The 18,762-nt window shown below is 42.8% G+C and carries 7 protein-coding genes and 1 pseudogene; 7 read left to right on the top strand and 1 reads right to left on the bottom strand.

Annotated features, from left to right (window positions below; genetic code table 11):
* The first annotated feature begins 284 nt into the window (after positions 1–284).
* The 7 genes and pseudogenes from DWZ47_RS12345 to DWZ47_RS12315 all read left to right on the top strand — a co-directional run bounded on the left by DWZ47_RS12345 (position 285) and on the right by DWZ47_RS12315 (position 17,678).
* Positions 285–4,255 (top strand): annotated as a pseudogene (locus DWZ47_RS12345) (two-component regulator propeller domain-containing protein).
* Between the two features lie 712 nt (positions 4,256–4,967).
* Positions 4,968–8,009: a SusC/RagA family TonB-linked outer membrane protein gene (locus tag DWZ47_RS12340; protein WP_117513302.1), complete on the top strand. Its 3,042-nt coding sequence runs from the start codon at positions 4,968–4,970 to the stop codon at positions 8,007–8,009.
* 129 nt (positions 8,010–8,138) lie between these two features.
* Entirely contained in the window at positions 8,139–9,620 is a 1,482-nt protein-coding gene (locus DWZ47_RS12335) for a RagB/SusD family nutrient uptake outer membrane protein (protein WP_032845854.1), read from the top strand.
* A gap of 34 nt (positions 9,621–9,654) precedes the next feature.
* Positions 9,655–11,274, top strand: a complete 1,620-nt coding sequence (locus DWZ47_RS12330) for a glucoamylase family protein (protein ID WP_229115755.1) — start codon at positions 9,655–9,657, stop codon at positions 11,272–11,274.
* A 9-nt stretch (positions 11,275–11,283) separates the two neighbouring features.
* Positions 11,284–12,966 carry a DUF5597 domain-containing protein gene (locus tag DWZ47_RS12325; protein ID WP_182281607.1) on the top strand — a complete coding sequence of 561 codons (1,683 nt, stop codon included), beginning with the start codon at positions 11,284–11,286 and terminating at the stop codon, positions 12,964–12,966.
* A gap of 102 nt (positions 12,967–13,068) precedes the next feature.
* Complete coding sequence (locus tag DWZ47_RS12320) at positions 13,069–14,700, top strand: BACON domain-containing protein (RefSeq protein ID WP_233525039.1); 1,632 nt, start codon at positions 13,069–13,071, stop codon at positions 14,698–14,700.
* Positions 14,701–14,888: 188 nt separating this feature from the next.
* Positions 14,889–17,678, top strand: coding sequence for a triple tyrosine motif-containing protein (locus tag DWZ47_RS12315; RefSeq protein WP_117513298.1), 2,790 nt, complete (start codon positions 14,889–14,891; stop codon positions 17,676–17,678).
* 192 nt (positions 17,679–17,870) lie between these two features.
* On the opposite strand, the gene DWZ47_RS12310 is transcribed toward DWZ47_RS12315, so the two are convergent.
* Positions 17,871–18,644, bottom strand: a complete 774-nt coding sequence (locus tag DWZ47_RS12310) for a radical SAM protein (protein ID WP_032845846.1) — start codon at positions 18,642–18,644, stop codon at positions 17,871–17,873.
* Positions 18,645–18,762 lie beyond the last annotated feature (118 nt).

Genomic DNA, 18,762 nt, shown 5'->3' with positions numbered 1-18,762 from the left:
GGGATAGTTACCCGGGTTACAGGAGATATAGATCCAATCTGTTGGCAATATATGTCCTGCGTGTTGGGTATATAGATCCAACATGCAGGGTATATAGTTCCTGCAAACAGAAGATATATCGCCAATAAAACAGGCTATCATAGCTTGTGGAGCAGATAACTGCCTACGAAAACTAAACGGAATTAAACCGGAATGAACGGGGCTAAACTGAACGGGATTAAATTAAACTGAAAAACAGAACTGAACAGGATTAAACCGAACCTGATAACTAAAGAAAGGAAATTATGAAACGATCCATCTTATCTATATGTATACTGCTGGCATCGGTTTCTCTGGTCTTCGCCAATATCTACAAGAAATATGACGTTAGATCAGGGTTATCGGGCAATTGCGTCCGGAGCATCCTCCAAGATAGCATCGGATATATGTGGTTTGCAACACAGGATGGGTTGAATCGTTTCAACGGTATCGAATTTACCAACTACGGACATTCGTCAGAAAACAGTGGAAACAGTTATATGAATATAGTAACGATCTGCCGCCATCAGGATAACAATCAGATTTGGGTGGCCAGTACAGAGAAGCTGTATTTATTCGACTCGCGGGAGGAAAAGTTCTCCGTATTCGATGCACAGACGGAAGACGGGGTGACAGTCAACAGTGCTTTCGGAATGGCTTATGACAACAACGGGCAGTTATGGATCGGAACAGCTAACGGACTGTTTGTCTACAACGAAAAAAAAGGTACGTTGAGGCAGTATCTACATTCTCTTTCCGATCCTCATTCATTGCCGGACAATCATGTGTGGGTGATTTATAATGATTCGTTCGGGACGATCTGGATAGGCACTCGGAACGGTCTGGCGAAATACAACCAACGGACGGACAACTTCACAGGGTATATATCCGAGGACACTTCTTTCGGACGCCCTGCCTGCAACGAGATTATCTCTTTGATGGAAAGTTCGCAGGGAGTATTATGGGCGGGTACATGGTATGGAGGACTGGCACGTTTCAATAAGGAAACGGGGCAATTCCGCTATTACTTCGGAGAAGGGGACACGCTTACCATTCCGCGCATCCGCACCTTGTTTCAACGGACGGCCAACTCTTTCTATCTCGGTTCCGACGACGGACTTTATACATTCAACACCACAACAGGAGAATGTCTGCCTACCGACGACGAACAAAATAAAGAAAGTATCTATGCCTGTTATCAGGACAGGGAGGGGGGAATCTGGATCGGGACTTATTTCAGTGGAGTGAGTTACCTGTCTCCCAAGCATAAGGATATCGAGTGGTATTATCCCAATGGTACGGAAAATTCTCTTTCGGGAAATGTTATCAGCCAATTCTGCGAAGATCCCGACGGTAACATTTGGATTGTTACCGAAGACGGGGGCTGAATCTCTTTGATCCCCGGACGAAGAAGTTTAAAAACCATCTGTTGAGAAGCAGTAACCCTAATATCGGTTATCACAATATCCATGCACTGCTCTACAATGAAGGAAAATTGTGGATTGGCAGTTTTTCCCGGGGATTATATATCCTGGATATTCAAACGGGAAAAACGAAAAACTACCGCCATAACCGCGCAAACCCACACTCTATTCCTAACGATCATATCTACTCCATCTATCAAACGAAGGATGGCAGCATTTATTTGGGTACGCTTTCCGGATTCTGTCAGTATGACCCGGAAAGTGATTCTTTCCGGACATTGGAGCCTTTAAGCCATATCTTTATCTACGATATGGTGGAAGACCAGTATGGGGACTTATGGCTGGCAAGTAAAAGAGACGGTATCTGGCGTTACAACCGCCAGACCGGTAAGCTGCACAACTACCGTAACGATCCGGCTAACCCAGCTTCTACCTGTAGCAACTGGGTAATCCGTGTGTATATCGATCACAAACAGCACCTATGGTTCTGCACCGAAGGCGGTGGCATCTGTCGTTATCACTATCAGGAAGACCGCTTTGAAAACTTCTCCACCAAAGAGAATCTGCCAAACAATATCATCTATGGCATACTGGATGATCAATCGGGTAACTATTGGCTTTCTTCCAACAGGGGACTGATCCGGTATGAACTGCAAAACAAACGGGCACAACTCTATACCATCGAGGACGGATTGCAAAGCAACCAGTTCAATTTCCGTTCTTCCCTGCAAGCCAGTGACGGGAAATTCTATTTCGGTGGGGTGAACGGGTTTAATAGTTTCTATCCGTTCAAGTTATCTATTAATAAGGTAAGACCTACGGCGTCTATCTCGGCGGTATATATGCACAGTCCCGATGACAAGGTGAGCCTTAGCAAACGTATTCCTGCTCTTAGCGGACAGGTAACTGTTCCTTACCAGGTGGTATCGTTCGACATCACATTCGAAAGCCTTAGTTATGTGGCTCCCAGCAAGAATTTATATGCCTACAAACTGGACGGTATTCACAAAGAATGGATATACACGGACAAACATAATGTATCTTTTCTCAACCTGCTTCCGGGCGAATATACTTTCCGTGTAAAAGCCAGTAACAACGATGAAGATTGGAGCAATGACGACTGTTGCCTGCATATTGAAATTCTTCCTCCACCCTGGAAAACGATCTATGCCAAAATTTTCTATTTACTAATTGCATGTGGTCTCGCATATTTTCTGGTTAGGCTTTATCTGCGTAAGCAACAGGCTGTGAAAGTAAGAAAGATGAAAGAGATGGAACAAATCAAGAATCAGGAGTTGTTCCAGTCGAAAATTACATTCTTCACTCAAGTGGCACATGAAATCAAGACTCCGGTAAGCCTTATCAAAGCTCCGCTAGAAGCTATTTTGGAAACCCGTGAATGGAACAGTGAAGTAGAAAGCAACCGGTCTGTGATACAGAAGAACACCAACCGGCTGATGGAGCTTATCAAGCAACTGCTCGACTTCCGCAAAGTGGATAAGGAAGGGGATACGCTTTCATTCAATGAAGTAGATATTAACCGGATGATTGAGGATATCATCGACCGTTTCCGTGCCATCTCCCTGACCGGAATATCTTTCAGTGTTTCTCTGCCCGAGGAACATTTGCAATATAATGTAGATCAAGAGGCTTTAACAAAAATCGTCAGTAATCTGCTGACCAATGCCATGAAATATGCCCGTACCTGTATCAGGGTGATTATGGACGAACATTTGTCTTCCGAAGGACGTATTCTTTCTATTTGTGTACGTGATGACGGTCCGGGGATTCCGCAAGAGGAATGCGGTAAGGTGTTCGAACCGTTTTATCAAGTGGGAAATGCCGGTAATAACGGATCGGGAGTAGGTATCGGACTAAGCTTGGTTAAATTATTGGTCGAAAAGCATAATGGGAGAGTTTATATCAACCCTAATTATACCGATGGTTGCGAAGTGTGCGTCGAAATTCCTTATTTGGAGAAAAGAATTCCGACGGCCCACGCCGTCATTTCCATGCCCGACAAGGTTCCCGCTTTGGAAGAAGAGGGCGAACCCGCCGGTTACTCTCTTCTGGTAGTGGAAGACACGACGGATATGTTGGAATTTCTGGCTAAGAATCTGGGAAACGCCTATACGATTCATACCGCTACCAATGGTAAGGAAGCATTGGAATGTCTGGAAACAACAACGGTGGATTTGATTATCAGTGACATCGTCATGCCTCACATGGACGGATTTGAACTACTAAAGTCCATCCGTTCCGACAATATGCTTTGCCACATCCCGTTTATCCTGCTTTCGGCACTCGACAGCATCGATTCGAAAATTGCGGGTCTTGATTATGGCGCAGACGCTTATATAGAAAAACCTTTCTCTCCAAGCCACATGAAAGCCACCATCAATAATCTGCTGGAAAACCGGCGTATGCTGTTCAACCACTTTACAACCGTTCCGAATATGTCATACGACCAGACATTAATGAACAAAACAGACGTAAAATGGTTGAACACGATTAATGAAATCATTACCCGAAATTTCACCAATGAAGAATTTACCATCGATAAGATGGCAGAAGAGATGGCTATCAGCCGTTCCAACTTACAGCGCAAGTTGAAAGGGCTGACCGGAATGCCGCCCAATGATTATATCCGGTTGATACGTCTCAAGACTGCCGGAGAACTTCTGCGTGAAGGAGAATACCGGATCAATGAGGTTTGTTTCATTGTAGGATTCAATAATCCTTCATACTTTGCCCATTGCTTTCAGAAGCAGTTCGGGATATTGCCGAAAGATTATGTGAAGAAAGGAAGCTAGACTTGCCACATTTTAATTCTTATCTTACGTATTATACGGGGAAAAACAAAAATGTGGCAAGGTTAATAATCAATCGTTTAACCCTCAAAAGAACCCTATTTTAAGGGAAGTTTACAAGAAACAATAGGGTGTTTTTACGTTTTTCTGCAAGAAAATTGCATTTTTCATATAATATCCTATTTATCAGCATATAGGTTCTACATTTTCATCATAGTATCCTTCCAAAACTTTCCTTTCAATTCAGTACCTGTTTGCACTTAAGCAACCACCAGGATAGACTTGAGCAACCAGACGGATGTACAACGGTTGTTCAAGTGCATTTAATGAATAAATGCAATAGAGTTGGCTAAAGGATGGGAAGAAGTGATTAGTCCCATGCAGACAAAACGACTAATATTACCTGATGAACAAATAAAAATATCCTATCAATTATAAGATAAATAAGGCAGAAAAATACTCATAAAGAACATGTTGATTAATCGTTACCGCTAAAAAGTATATGACGGATTTGTAGATTAACACAGGATGTAAATTGTTAATATACAAACCATTATATTTCAAATTCGAAATATGATGTATATTTGATGTGCCGCTGTCGGGTATCAGATAAAAGAACTGAAAGTTTTGTAGGGGAAGAATTTTAGGAACTCCCGTTATCTGAATCTATTTTTGTTGACGATAGCAGATTCATTAACTTTAAAATCTTAAGAGAATGATAAAACATGTAGTATTGTATCTATTCTTTCTATCTTGTACCTGCCTAGTACAAGCGCAGGATTTCAATATCCGGGGGACAGTTTTCGAAGAAGAAACCGGAATGGGATTAATGGGAGCCGCAGTATTAATTGAAGGAACGACCAACGGAGCTCAAACAGATATGAGCGGTTCCTTCTCACTGTCAGGCGTGAAAATAGGAGATAAACTGGTGGTCAGTTTTATCGGTATGAAAACGGAAATTATTCCTATCACTTATCAAAACCGTTCAAGCGGAATCAATGTTTATCTGAAGAATGATAATTACCAGTTAGAACAGGTAGTAGTAACCGGTTACGGTACGGCCCGCAAAAGGGATTTAACCGGAGCGATTGTCTCTGTATCCGGTGAGGAACTTAAAAATTCGCCTACTAATAATGTAATGTCTTCCCTGCAAGGAAAAATACCAGGACTGATGGTGACCAATTCCGGATCGGCAGGTGCGGAACCGGATATTAAAATTCGTGGTATCGGTACGTTGAATGCCAGCAGTAATCCTTTGTATGTAGTGGACGGTATGTTGATGTCGGACATCAAGTTTTTGAGCAACAGCGACATTGCCAGCATGGAAATTCTGAAAGATCCTTCCTCTCTTGCTATCTTCGGAGTACAGGGAGCGAACGGAGTAATTATTATCACAACCAAACGTGCCGAAGGAGACAAGACATCGGTTACCTACGACGGGTATTTCGGTGCACAAACCGTTTGGAAACGCGATCGGGTAAAGCTGACTAACGCAACTGAATTCACCATGCTCTACAATGAGATGTTGCAGAATCAGGACCCAAACGCTGCTTCATGGGTACCCGACATGCTGGGTACGGGAACCGACTGGCAAAGCAAAGTATTAAGAGAAAGAGCGATGATTACCAATCATAACCTGACGGTATCCAAATCCGGGAAGAACAGCAAGTCTCTATTATCAGTCGGCTATTACAAGCAGGACGGTATACTGAAATATAATACTTATCAACGTTTCAACGTACGTTTCTCACAGGATTATGACATTACCAAGAATCTGAAAGCAGGAGGAAACATCAACCTCTCACAGATGGATAGCAAACCTGCTTCCGCCAAAATCCAAAATGCTGTTATGGCACTCCCTACCTATGTACCTTATGCTCCGGAAGAAGATTACGATCCGGAAAATCTAGGTTCGCTCTATCATCCGTCTGCCGATATACAATCTAACGTGAACAATCCAGTAGCACAAATGGAGCTTTACAAGGATACGGAGAAGTATCGTGATTACCGCATCATCGGTAACATTTATGGTGAGTGGAACTTCCTGAAAGATTTTACGTTGAAAGCAACCGGATATATGGACCTCGGACTCTATCGGGGCGAACAGTATACACCACGCTATGACGTGAATAACTCTACCAGCCATTCGGCACATAAGAACGATATTACCAATTTCTATCGCAAAAGCGATGAGGCTCGCACCTTCCAGGCAGATTTCCTTTTAAGTTATAAAAAGATGATAACCAATCATCGTATTGATGCAACAGTGGGATATACGGCACGAAAAGCTATTAGTGAAGGCTTCAACGCCAAAGTAGACAGTCTGGCTAACGGAATGAATATCGTACCCAATGATCTTTGGATGCTTAGCATGGGGTCCGTCAACCGTGTTTCCGCAGGTGACTGGTGGAACGAGGAATCTTTTATCTCTTATCTGGCACGTGTGAACTATGCATACAAAGATCGTTATTTACTTACCGCTACTTTCCGTGCCGACGGTTCTTCCAAGTTTTCACCGTCTCATCGTTGGGGATATTTCCCGTCTGTGGGATTGGGTTGGGTAATTAGTGAAGAAGCCTTCATGGAGCCGCTGAAAAAAGTGGTAGACTTCGCTAAGTTAAGAGTCAGTTGGGGTAAACTAGGAAATGACAAGATAGGAAACTATCTTTACTACCCAACCATCAACCCGAAAGGGAAACAAGTCATCATCAACGGAGTGACGCAGTTTATTCCTACTCTTAGTTATGATATCGACAAAAACATTCATTGGGAGGTCATGACAGGTATCGATGTGGGTATCTCCGCACAGCTTTTCAACAACCGCCTAGGCATGGAACTCGGTTATTATAGCAAAACGACCGATGACTTATTGGCTTATGTATCACCTTCTTCCTCGATAGGTGCAGGCTATGCCATTACCAATGCCGGATCCATCAACAACAAAGGATTCGAATTCAGCCTTTCATGGAAAGACCGGATAGGAGATGTGGACTATGGTATCAATGTCAACGGCGCCACCTTAAAGAATAAAGTAACCAAACTGGGTGATAACAACTCGGACATTATTTCAGGAGATTATCATCGTACCTCCGTAGGTCATCCTATCGGTTCTTATTACGGCTACGTACAAGACGGAATCTTCCAGACACAAGAAGAGATCGACAACTATTACCCGATGACATGGACAGCGAAACCAGGCGATATCCGCTATAAGGATTTAAACGGTGACAAAAAGATCACGGATGCCGACCGTACTTACCTCGGTAGCCCGATGCCAACTTTTACCTATGGATTCGGCTTTATGCTCGGCTATAAGAATTTTGATTTGAACGTAGACTTTAATGGTGTAAGCGGTAATAAGATTTTAGATTTGAAGAAAACCGTATCGTGGACGACAACCAACTTTTACGAGAAAAGTCTGCAAAGATGGCACGGCGAAGGAACGTCCAACAAAGAACCGATTCTTGATAAATCACGTGGACACAATTATCTTTCTTCGACCAATCTGCTGGAAAATGGCCCCTATTTCCGACTGCGCAATGTGCAGCTGGGATATACACTGCCATCATCGGCTATCAGTAAGTTGGGTATATCCGGTTTACGTGTCTACGTAAGCGGACAAAATCTGCTGACTTTCAAACATAACACCGGATACACACCCGAAATAGGAGGAAGTGCTCTGCAAGGAGGGATGGACCAGGGAGATACTTATCCATTACCATCGGTATATACCGTAGGTTTATCCATTAATTTCTAAGTCAACATCGATTGAGCGAAATGACTCATCCCATCCACCGTTGACCTAAAAAGAAATACCAGTTGAGTAAGTGGCTCACCCAATCAACTGTTGAATTAAAAATTAAGTCATTAGAAATATCAACGAATTATGAAACGAATTACTTATATAATAGCAATATTGTTCGCCTGTACCTCTTGCAGCGACACCTTCCTCGATAATGCACCGAAAGGTAAATATCACGAAGGCAATTATGATATGGGTACCGCGCAGGAACTTCTCGTCCTTGCCACGTTAATGGACGGATACAATGTATTCGCCCAACAGACCTGGCCTATAACGGCCATGCAATGTCATACAACGGATAACAGTCACCCCGGAGGACCTTCGGGCGACGGTGGGGTAGACTTCAGCCAGTTTCCTACCATGTCATTCACGCCGGCCAACAGTATGTTTAATACCTATTATTCTCTTCAATTCACTGCCATCACCAAAGCCAACGAAGCCTTGCAAATGTTGAAAGACATAGAAGAAGCCAATGGGGAAACAGCAGCAACCAGACAGTACAGGGCCGAAGCCTATTTTATCCGTGCAGCAGCATACTTCCGACTGACACAGGCATTTGGTGCAGTACCCTACGTAGACAGAGTAATGGGAAAGGATGAAGCAATGGCCGACCAGCTTAGTGCAACGGTTATCCGCAACAAGTATCTGTCCGAACTGATCGGAGTGATAAACGACCTGCCTACCCGCAAAGAAGCAGTTAACTCGGGAAACATCGGACGTGCCACCCAAAACGCCGCCCGTGCCATCATCGCCAAAACTTACCTATATGAAAAGGATTACGACAACTGTCTGACCTACACCGGACAAATCATCAGTTCCGAAGATAATGACCTCTCTACTCCTTATGCGGAAATATTTTGGGAAGAGAACGAATTCGGTCCCGAATCTGTCTGGGAAATCAACGCCGACTACAAACCGGACCAAAACATCTCTATCATCGGCGAAAACAACCAATGGTGCCTGATGAACGGTGTCCGCGGATTCCCGAACTTAGGTTGGGGACATAATGCACCCAGTGAAAATCTGATGAACGATTACGAAAGTAACGACCCGCGTTTCGGTGCTACTATACTGGAACACGGTGAAAAAGTGGATGGTGAAGAAGTGGTGGCAAGCAACTACAAATACTTCAACAGGAAAGCCTATTGTCGGAAAAGCGAACGTTCGCTCTACGGACGTGCCGACTGGTGTTATGGTTACTGGAGCAATCTCCGCATCATCCGTTATGCCGACATCGTACTGATGCACGCCGAAGCTGCCTGCGAAACCAATGACCTTGATGAAGCAAAGAGAAAGCTGGAAATGGTAAGAGCCCGTGCCCGTAACGGTCAGTCGGTATTACCCGAAATAAAGACTACCGACAAAGACGAATTAAGAGAGAAAATCCGTCACGAACGCCGCATCGAACTGGCGCTGGAATTTGAACGTTACTTCGACCTGGTACGTTGGGGAATTGCCGAAGACAAAGTAGCCAACTTCGTTGTCGGCAAGCACGAGGTATTCCCTCTCCCGCAAACGGAAATCGACAAGTCGAATGGTAAGTTGCAACAAAATCCTAAATATTAATCGAAACCAAATAACAATTATAAATATGTCAAAGATGATATTAAATATAACCGCTACCCTGTTCTCGGCACTCATGCTGTGGAACTGCGTGGAAGATGAATCGACAGTAGGCGAATCAACCGTGAACAACGACAACACCTATTCGCCGCTTACCGTGAAAGCTGCCATGAACGATCAGCAGCAGAAGGTTATCAGTTATTTCTATGAAGGCGCTAATCAGACAACCGGAATGGCTTACAACGGATCTACAAGTAAAACAACCCTTACCACAGGTGCCACAGGAATGGGCATTATGAATCTTGTGATAGGAGTGGAACGTGGATGGATCAGTCGTGAAGATGCTGCCGAACATATCGTAAAGATAGTCCGCTTCCTGAAAACAGCCGACCGTTTTGCCGGAGCCTGGGCACATTGGTACAGACCCGACGGCAAAATCCTCCCCTTCGGAAACCAGAATGAGGCCGGAGAAATTGTGGAAACAGCTTTCATGATGGGCGGATTACTAACTGCCTGCGAATATTTCACCGGTAACAGCGAAGCTGAAAAGGAAATCCGCGAAACGACAAACTATTTTTGGGAGACCATCGAATGGAACCATTTCGTAAACAACGGCCGCTTATACTGGATATGGCACAAAGATACTAATACCTACGAACTACCTTTGATAGGCTGGAACGAAACTCTGTTGGTATACATATTGGCTATGGCAGCACCGGACAACCATAAAGTATCGACAGATATCTACAAGAATTGTTGGCAAGGCCGCAACTTTGCCACTCCCGGCAGAAAAACATATGGTTACCTGATGCCATTAGGCACTGAATATGGCAATGCACTTTTCCTGTCTCAATATTCTTTCCTTGGACTGGATCCCAGAGCCATGGAAGACAAATATACCTACTACTGGACACAGAACGTAAGCCATACAATGATCAACCGCCATTACTGCATATACGAAGCTCCAGAAGAGTATAAATATTCAGAATCCGACTGGGGACTAACCGCCTGTGGAGGGTGCGGCAAAAATCCTGAATACAAATCGCGTGAACCATTCAAAGACGACGGTATCATTGCACCTACGGCAGCAATCAGCGCTTTTCCATATACCCCGTTCTACTCTACACAAGTATTGATGAACCTGATAAGAAATTATCCAAAACTAAACGGTACTTACGGACTTAACATATCCTACTGCCCTTCTGATAAATCGGTAGGAACGGAATATCTGGCAATGGAACATGCACCAATGGCCATCATGATGGAAAACTACCGTACAGGACTTATCTGGAAACTCCTGATGAAAAACGAATATGTGCAAAAAGGCCTCCAACTGGCAGAAATCAGAACGAGTCCCGAATATACCCCGGGATTTTATCTGGCAACAGTCAACACCGCAACCCATGTATATGATATGATGCGTCATCCCGATCGTGAAAAGTATGAAATAGATTTCTATACGAAGAATTCGGGTAACGGACTGCTTGTACTGGCTAATACGAAAAACGAAGAGATTTATCGCACCAATATCGAACTGACAGCAGGAACCAATATCATTTCTTTCTTCGACAACTCCATCCTTAGAGGAAAGAAATACACGCTCACAGTGACCGATGGTGCAAACCAGTCTTATTCTATTCCTGTAACTTTAAGATAAATAACAACGATGAAGAAATTATTGACTACCATAATGTGCCTGATTTTAATAACGGGAATTTCCACAATGAAGGCCCAGACTTCAACAAATACTGAAGTTCCCTCCAAACTCGTAAAAAACGAACACGGAAGCTGGCAACTGATAGTGAACGGAAAACCTTTCATCATGCTGGCAGGCGAATTGCACAACTCTTCGGCCTCAACCACCGAATATCTGAACAATCTGTGGACTCCCTTGAAAACACTGAACCTGAATACGGTGCTCGCCCCAATCGCTTGGGAACAGTTTGAACCGCAAGAGGGTATATTTGATTATACATTGATAGACAATATGATAGATGGAGCCCGGAAAAACGGACTCAAACTGTCTATCCTGTGGTTCGGCAGCTGGAAAAACGGAGAATCGAGCTATGCGCCTACTTGGGTGAAAGAGGATACCAAGCGTTTTTTCCGCGTGAAAAGCGTGGAAGGCAAAGAAATCGAAACGCTTTCCCCTTTCTGCGAAAATACTATGAAAGCGGATGCCAAAGCATTCAGAACATTGGTGGAATACATCAAAAAGGTGGATCAGACAACGGGAACAATCATCGCCCTGCAACCGGAAAACGAAGTGGGTATCTTTCAGGATATGGACTACTCGAAAGCCTCACTTGCGGCATATGGACAGGAGGTTCCGCAGACACTTATCCAATATATGAAAAAGAACCGCAAAAACCTGCGTAAAGAGCTGCTTTCCGTATGGGATGAGAATGGAGCCAAGACTTCCGGCACATGGAAAACGGTATTCGGAGATAATGTCTGGAGCAAGAGTTTCTACACTACTTGGCAGTATGCCACTTACATAGATTTTATCTCTGCCGGTGCGAAAGAGATTTATTCGCTACCTACCTTCTGCAACTGTTGGCTGGTGCAAAAGCCTGATGACATGCCCGGAGTTTACCCCAACGGCGGACCGGTATCCCGTGTAATGGACATCTGGAAAGCAGCCGCACCGCATATCGATGTGCTTGCTCCGGATATTTATCTGTCTGACTTCAAAAATATTGTGGCAGACTATCACCGGGCAGACAATCCGTTGCTGATTCCCGAAGCAGTGATGAAACCGGCTAATGCATTTTGGGCATTCGGCGAACACAGTGCACTTTGTTATTCACCTTTTGGTATCGAAGATGGAGCGGATAATTTCGTCTTTGCCCAATCCTATAAAGTGCTGAATGAATTGATGCCGCTTATTTCCGAATACCAAGGTAGCAGCCGCATGATTGGCGTAATGAAAATGCCGGGTGAATCGGAACGTATAGTGACGATGGGCGATTATCAACTATGTATTAAATACGATGCCGAAGATGCTTACGGATTGATTATCCAAACCGGAAAGAATGAGTTCGTCGTTGCCGGAATCAACTTTAAGGTTTATTTCACTTCTACCAACAAAAAGAAAACGGGCTATATCAAGCAAGTATGGGAAGGTGGTTATGATACAGACGGTGAATGGAAAGCCACCCGTTTGCTCAATGGTGACGAGACTTACCACAACGCTGTACTGATTGCCAAAGGACGTCGTATGTTTACATCGGAAAAGAGTAACAATTACAATGCCGACCACAGCAACAAGATATTTGTTTATTCACCTACTTCCTATCAGGCAGTCTGGAGTCCGGGTATATATCGTGTGACAACCTATTTACGGTAAAACCTGTTCATTCATATGTGAATAGGTAAAATCAGATATAAAATAGATCAGCCCTATTCAGATATGAATAAGCATAAAACTAATAACCAATAATTAAACAGTATGAAACACATATATTATATATTTATCTCTCTTTGCATGACTCTATTCACTTGGAGTTGTAAAGATTCCGAAGAGATAGCCCCGGCATCTCTGACTATCAACAAGAATGAATTGTCATTCACCGGATATAAAAGCACTCTTGCCGTCAAAGTAAATGCTACCCGTCGTTGGAGTGCCGTTGCTTCCGAATACTGGATTACCATAAGCCCGGACAACTATCCCGGAGTAAATGAGAGTTTCATAGCGAATGTAGCTGTCACTGTTTCCGACAATGCAACAGGTCAGCCCCGCGAAGGACATGTTACTTTTTTCCTACAAGACGAAGAGGTAATCACCCTGACCGTCAAGCAAAGTATTCAGGATGAAGGAGAAAGACCGGATGAAGAGTTTCCTATCACATGGGCCAATTTGCAATGGTGTGCCGCTAGCGTAATCAATGAGGGAGACGATTTTGAAGCTGGTTCGTGTGTGTTTGCCGACGGCATCACCAATTCTGTTGACAGCGAAACAGGAGAAGAAATTACCTGCGATATCGGTTATTCTCTTACTGATACAGATCCGTCCGGAGAAGATTGGATATGGACTTCCTGTCCATTTAATCAAGACTGGGGCAACAACTTCTATTATCAGGGACGTATTAAAAATCTCACTGTCGGCACTTACTTTTATACATTCCGTTTCCGTAACGGTTCGGGACCTTACAAATATGCAGGAACAGGCGGATTATGGGATGGAGAAGTAAACGTCAACGGAAAGTTTGAAGTGAAAGGAGAGGAAGAAGATGAATACGCAAGCATAGAAGATTACAGTAAATTATCTGTCAGTTGGGCAGAACTTGGCAGCTGGGTGGCTAAAAATCCCATCGAAAAAGAAGAGCAGTTTGAAACCGGTGCACAGATTTATATTGAAGGACTGACGAATCTTCAAACTGGTACGGCCAATAAACACGTAACATGTGAAATAGGTTACTCCACAACAGATACCGATCCGTCAAATGAGAGCTGGACATGGACATCTTGCCACTGGAACGGACAATGGGATAACAATCATTATTACCAGGGAAAAACACCTGCAATATCCACATCAGGAACGTACTATTACACTTTCCGTTTCCGAATAGACGAAGGAGCTTATGCTTACGCAGGAACAAGCGGATTGTGGAACGGGACAACCAGTACGTTTAAAACCTTCGAAGTGAAAGGAGAGGAAGAAGAAGACGATGGTATAGACTATAGTAAGCTCTCCGTCACTTGGGCAAATCTCCAATGGGATGGAGGAAACATCAGTGTGGGAGAAAAATTCAATGCCGGCTCGAAAGTATTCATTAGCGGACTGACCAATTTGGCAGAACCGGCAACTTCCGGAAACAAACATGTGACGTGTGAAATTGGTTACTCTGCAACAGATCCGAACCCTTCTGGTGCTGGCTGGACATGGACCACTTGTCCCTGGAATAGTGACTGGGGAAATGAGTATTATTATCAAGGCTTTACTCCGGCTGTTTCAGAAGCAGGAACTTATTATTATACTTTCCGCTACCGGATAGACAACGGAGCTTATGTCTATGCAGGAACAGACGGATTATGGAATGGCGCAAACAGCGTCTGCGGAACTTTTCAGGTAACAAGGTAACTGTGTTTTTAGCATATATGCCGGACTAACAATTGATGGTCCGGCATATATCTATCATTCAACAACAAGCCTTTACTCGTGATTCCACCAAATATTTGCTAACTGCTAGCAAATTAAACTGCTTTATTGTATCTTCGATTTTTCTCTTTATCTTTGTAATAAGTACATTCCATGCTAATACAATACGAATGAGATACAATTGGATTCTTTTTGGACTATCTATTTTATTATCCTTTACCTGCCTCTCTCCAGGTATAGCACAGACACCTGTGCAAATCACCAACTATAATTATAAGAACTATAAAGGCGGAATTCAGAACTGGGGCATTACGATTTCTCCCGAACAGATTCTATATAGCAGCAACAATAACGGATTATTAAGATACAACGGCAACGACTGGACTCTTCTCGAACCGGGTGAACGTAGTACCGTACGTACAGTGCGTTGTATCGGTGACCGAATTTATACAGCAGGCGATAATAATATCGGCTACTGGAAATATGACGCAAACGGAAAAATAAACTATATCTCCCTTCTACCGTTGGTAAATAAACTGGGAATCAAAGGAGAAACTTTCTGGAGCATAGGAGAAACTGAAGGCAAAGTTTATTTCCATTCCTTCGGCAACATTATCTGGTATGACGGTAAGGAGATGGATTACCTAGTCAGAAATGATTGTTATGTTTCTCTCTATCCGATAGGGAAAAGGCTGTTTACTCAAAAGTGCGGCGGTCCTCTTATGCAGATTCGCGGTAGCCAACTGAAGAGCTTTTGTGAGGATACCACCTTTCTGAACGGAGAAACTAAATTCATGTATCAAATCGCTAATGACGAGTATATCATAGGACAGACCAGTGGAAAAATATTCACCCTGAAAGAAAATAAGGTAACCCCATTCATCCAATTGGAGAATAAAAATCAGATTCCCGTCCGAATTGATTGTGGAAGTATCTGGAAAGACGAGATACTTGCTGTAGGAACCATTGGCGACGGCTTATTCCTGATTAACCTGAAAAACGGACAACAGACACATTATCATTCTTCGCAATTGCAAGATCTCAATATTCACGGTTTGTGTTTCGCCAACGAAAACTTTCTATGGCTTTCGCTCGACAACGGAATTTCATCGGTTATCCTCCAACCGGCAACTTATCTCTGGAAGACAAACACTGATATAGGTACTTTCTTCGACGCAGCCTATTTCGATGGAAAGACTTATATCGGCTCCAATCAAGGTATTTATCTTTATGAGGAAGACGGCAGGAAAATGCAAACTTCCATGTACCCTCTCCAGTTTTGCAACTTAAAAAATGAATTGTTATGCGGTACTACTACCCAGCTATTTAAAATGAAAGCCGGTCAAGCCAATTTCGAACCGTTCTACAACATAAACGGTGTCAGACAGTTTGAATATATGGCTGATCGTGGCGATGAATATATCTTCTTACGTTCTTATTCTGGTATTGCCCTGCTCGAATATAAAAACAACACCTGGAAATACAAGTCTTTACTTATGAATACGGAAGATTACGCCAACATCATGCCAGAAAATCTTCATACGGTATGGGCTATCCATCCGGAAAAAGGAATCTTCCGCCTACGTATCAACAAAGACCTAAATCAGATAACGGATTTCGAGAACTTCGCCGAAATAGACGGATATGCCAATTATAACAGAATCAGTCTGGTAAAAGTGGAAGATAAAATTCTGTTTGCGACGCCTAAAGGAATATACATGTTCGATATTACCGGAAAGAGTTTCAGAAAACAAGAACAAATAAGCAGGGAAATAGTATATCTGAACAAGTTGCAATCTATAAAACCAGCCTACAAGAACAATATCTGGGTAGCTACGGATGAAGAGTTGCTCCTCTATCACATTGCGGATTTATCTGCCGAATTAATAATGCACTGGCCATTTGTTGATAATGAACTTATGCTTTACGACAAACATTATAATCTGAAATCGATTAATGATTCAATTACGTTTGTTTCTACCTGTGAAGGAACTGTTGTTATCAACAATAGAATGGTGAACCACCATGTCTCCAATCCGTGCCCGTTACAGATAGAGACTTTCTGTTTCAACGATTATGATAACAATACTTTTTATGTAGATTTCCACCAGCAGGAAATAGAATTACCTAATACCGCCACCAATATCACTATTCAAGTCACTACGGGACTGGGGAGTCATGCCACTTCCATCTCTTACCGCCTTCCTGGGGTAACGAATGAATGGAGTCCATGGCAGACGTCAGGTACTATTTACTTCACCAACCTGCCGTCCGGTGCTTATCAACTCGAAATAAAAGATAGCAATCAAAACACATTAATAGTCCCGATACTCGTATCTCCGCCTCTCTACAAACGAACATGGATGATTGCGCTATATATATTGTTATTGGTAATAATCACCGTCGGAATAGTGACTCTCTTCAGCGAACGAAAACGGAAAAGATTACTCAAACAATACGAAGAGGAACAGAAGAAACATGTGGAAGAACTGCAACACCAAGCCTACGAACAACTGCAGGAGAAAGTAAGGAACCAAGAAAGTGAACTTAAAAACCGGATGCGTTTCTTAACTCAAAAACAAGAATTGCTGGACGCTATTTCTACAGAAGTGGAAACACAAAAGAATGAACTGGGCGACCGGTATCCTAACAAGCTCTACCTCCGATTAATGAAAATTATTCAGCAGGGCGCTACGGAAAAAGATAAGTTATTATCTTTTGAAAACTACTTTGTAGAAGTGCACTATGAATTTATGCTACGCATGCAAAAGGTTTATCCGGACTTGTCACCTTCGGAATTGAAATTCTGTTGTCTGATACGCGCCAACTTATCTACCAAAGAAATTTCTGTTATTATGGGGATTGCAATTCGTTCTGTCGAATTGAAGAAGTACAGGCTCAAACGGAAACTTAATTTTGATCAGGATAGTAGTCTGACATCCTATATACTTAGTATCTGATAGCAGCGCGATAATCAATTATTGATACGATAACTAATAAAACAGCTCTTTTTAAATAAAATAATAGAAGAAAGCGAACAATAGAGTAAGAGTGTAAAACTGCTGAATTCTAGAGTTCGCTCTCTTATGTTTGATGTTTAATCTTTCATTTATTGTCAGATTAGAAAGATGATTCCTATTCGAATTATATTTTCAATAAGAAGCTGTTGCCGAAATGCCTTCTTTCTCCAATAAAGCCACAATACGGTCTAACTCTTCATGCGTAGCTTTCTGCAAATCGTGATCGGGAGTTTCCCGGTCAATCGTATAAATCATCACTTGACAGGGAGCAATTTCTTTCACTGCTTCTATCCAGGGATGCACATACTTGTCGGATGTATTATCTACATCTCTTCCCTGATAACTTCCTTTCAGGAACATCGTTTGTATGATGCAATTTCCTTTGAATTCTTTCATCTTTTCGATAGTCTTCTTAACAGAGTATTTTCCGTTAGGACGATCCAATAAATGAATATATTCTTCATCCACCGTATCCAGTTTCAAGATATTATTATCTATTTTATTCAGTGCTTCGAATACGGCAGGACGATCAATAAACGTAGAGTTACTTAATACGCTTACTTTCGCTTTTGGAAAATACTTGTCACGAAGTGCAAGCGTATCTTCTATGATTTCCGGGAAGTGAGGATGCGCAGTCGGTTCACCGTTTCCGGCAAATGTCAATACATCGGGAGCAGGACCGTTTGCCTGCATATCTTTCAATTTCTCTTCGAGAGCTGTGCGGACTTCTTCACGGGTAGGCAGAAGTTTCTTCGTACGATGTTCGGCATTGAAACCGCACTCACAATAAATGCAGTCGAATGAACAAACCTTACCGTCATCCGGCAACAAATTGATTCCCAAAGAAACGCCCAAACGGCGGGAATGGATAGGGCCGAAGATGGGTGAAGAAAAAATAATAGTCATCTTATTCTAATTTTATCATTTACAATTTACATACTTTATCAACTAATAATCCATAGTCAATACCGCAAAATTAAACTGCTCACTTTGTCTACTAATTTCTCCAATTAGTTGCGTACAA

Source organism: Bacteroides sp. AF32-8BH (assembly GCF_003435205.1).
In the GTDB taxonomy this organism is placed as follows: Bacteria; Bacteroidota; Bacteroidia; order Bacteroidales; family Bacteroidaceae; genus Bacteroides; species Bacteroides ovatus.
The sequence above is the reverse complement of the archived record's forward strand: the minus strand, read 5'-3'. Positions and strand labels throughout refer to the sequence as shown.

Excerpts from the sequence above, each read along its gene's own strand:
- DWZ47_RS12320 (WP_233525039.1), top strand. The coding sequence starts at position 13,069 with ATGAAACACATATATTATATATTTATCTCTCTTTGCATGACTCTATTC.
- DWZ47_RS12330 (WP_229115755.1), top strand. The coding sequence starts at position 9,655 with ATGATATTAAATATAACCGCTACCCTGTTCTCGGCACTCATGCTGTGG.
- DWZ47_RS12325 (WP_182281607.1), top strand. The coding sequence starts at position 11,284 with ATGAAGAAATTATTGACTACCATAATGTGCCTGATTTTAATAACGGGA.
- DWZ47_RS12340 (WP_117513302.1), top strand. The coding sequence starts at position 4,968 with ATGATAAAACATGTAGTATTGTATCTATTCTTTCTATCTTGTACCTGC.
- DWZ47_RS12310 (WP_032845846.1), bottom strand. The coding sequence starts at position 18,644 with ATGACTATTATTTTTTCTTCACCCATCTTCGGCCCTATCCATTCCCGC.
- DWZ47_RS12335 (WP_032845854.1), top strand. The coding sequence starts at position 8,139 with ATGAAACGAATTACTTATATAATAGCAATATTGTTCGCCTGTACCTCT.
- DWZ47_RS12315 (WP_117513298.1), top strand. The coding sequence starts at position 14,889 with ATGAGATACAATTGGATTCTTTTTGGACTATCTATTTTATTATCCTTT.